This window comes from Pseudomonas lundensis, assembly GCF_002269125.1.
Taxonomy (GTDB): domain Bacteria; phylum Pseudomonadota; class Gammaproteobacteria; order Pseudomonadales; family Pseudomonadaceae; genus Aquipseudomonas; species Aquipseudomonas lundensis_A.
The window spans coordinates 1-1,833 of the sequence record NZ_NQKI01000083.1; the positions used below are offsets into that span (position 1 = coordinate 1).

The 1,833-nt window shown below is 61.4% G+C and carries 1 protein-coding gene; it reads right to left on the reverse strand.

Features of this window, described 5'->3' with window-relative positions:
* On the reverse strand, window positions 1-1,833 hold a 1,833-nt coding region (locus CJF39_RS22525; RefSeq protein ID WP_141232221.1), incomplete at both ends, for a type VI secretion system tip protein TssI/VgrG.

The following is a 1,833-nucleotide window of genomic DNA, read 5'->3' on the forward strand; positions in this document are numbered from 1 at the left end:
TGCCCGGTATCGGCACGCCCCCCAACTGGATCGGTGTGCTGCAAAAAATGCCCGCCGCATTGATCACGAGATGATGACCGCCTGCCATCAACGTCAGGTTCGCCCCTGCATCCAGCGTCACCAAGGCCCCCGCCTTGAGGTGCACTTCCTGCCCGGCCTGCGCCAGGACGCGGTGCCCGGCAAAGGTGTGAACGCTGCTCGCGACCTGCTGGTGGTCGCTGCCCTTGATCTGCACGTTGCGGTCCGCGCTGATGGTGCGATGTTCGTCAGCCTCCAGCACGCTGATGCTGTTGCCGCTCACGATTTCTTCGCGCTGGCCGTCTATCTGCAAGCGGCAGTCATGCTTGATGTGTTGTTCGAGGTCACGCTGCGCATGCAGGTAAATCAGCTCTTGGTCTTTGCGGTCTTCGATGCGCAACTCGTTGTAACCGTTGCCGCCGGGGGTACTGCGGCTGCGAAACACGCTTTGGGTCTTGTTGGCCGGTAAATCCAGCGGCAACGGGTTAAGGCTGTTGGCCAGGCACCCGGAAATGATCGGGCAGTCCGGGTCGCCATTGACGAAGCCCACCAGCACTTCCATGCCGACCCGCGGGACGGTAACGCTGCCATAGCGCTCCCCCGCCCAGCTCGAGGAAACCCGCAGCCAGCAACTGCTGCGCGCATCGGTGTCAGGGCTGCGGTCCCAATGAAACTTGACCCGCACCCGGCCATACGCGTCGCAATGGATCTCTTCACCCGCCGGGCCCGTGACGCGGGCGGTCTGGCTGCCGTAAATGCGCGGCTTTTCGTACACCCTCGGGGCACGAAAGCTGGCGATCTCCGGCGTTCCCTCAAAGGTGTTGCGATAACCCTGAAACCCTTCGCCGGCGGCTGACGCGATTTCTTCCAGCACTTGAGGCTGGTGCCCTTCGTGCCGCACGCGGGTCAGCAGCCACTGCCCATTGTGGGCGGCGGTCGGGTGCTCACTGAGGGTCAGAAAATGGCCACTGAGTAACGCGGGCTGATCGCTCTTGCCGCTGACCACGCAGTGTCGGGATTGATGGCGTTCCAGTGCGCGCAGGCTGTGGCGCTTGCCTTCTTGCTCACGGGTGAAGTGGCCGGGGTAGGAGTAGCGTTCAAGCGGGCGCATCGTGGAGGGCGAATGGCTAGCTGCCTCGAGGGTGCGTCCGGCTTTTTCGAAATCGTAATCGCGGGTAAACGTGCTGTTGGTACACGCGTGCAGGCTCATCTGAAAGTCATTGACCGCAGGGCCTTGCGCAACCATGCCGCTCCCCGGCACGTAGGGCGTCGGCGCTTTGAGTGGGGTAAACGCCTGCTGCTTGTCACCGAATACCAGCACATGGCTGTCAGACGCATGTTTGAAGTAATAGTGAAAACCTTCTTCAAAACACAGGCGCTGGATGAAGTGCAGGTCCGACTCGCCGTATTGCACGCAATAGTCGCGAGCCGGGTAATCCGAGAACCCGGCAAACACGTAGGCATCGTTGAAAATGCCGTGTTCCTTGAGCACTTGCCCGATGATCTGCTGCACGGTCAGGCGCTGGAAAATCCGGTGGTTGGTGCGATGTGCGAGGTAAGCCAGCCTGGGGACCAGCGTCAGGCTGTAATGCGTGAGGCGTTTTCCGGTGCTGGCGCGGGTAATGCGCTCAATCTGCCCGTGAATGCCGTGGCGGGATGAAAACGAGAGCCAGGCTGGCTGGTGCAGGAGGGCGTCAAGGTCAAGACTGGCCCGCTCACTGACCAGTTCAATGTCGAATGAAAACGGCTCGCTGATGGCCTCTTCACCTTTGAAGGCCAGCACCGAGAAGGGCTGGTCGTTGCCCATGAGGGTGA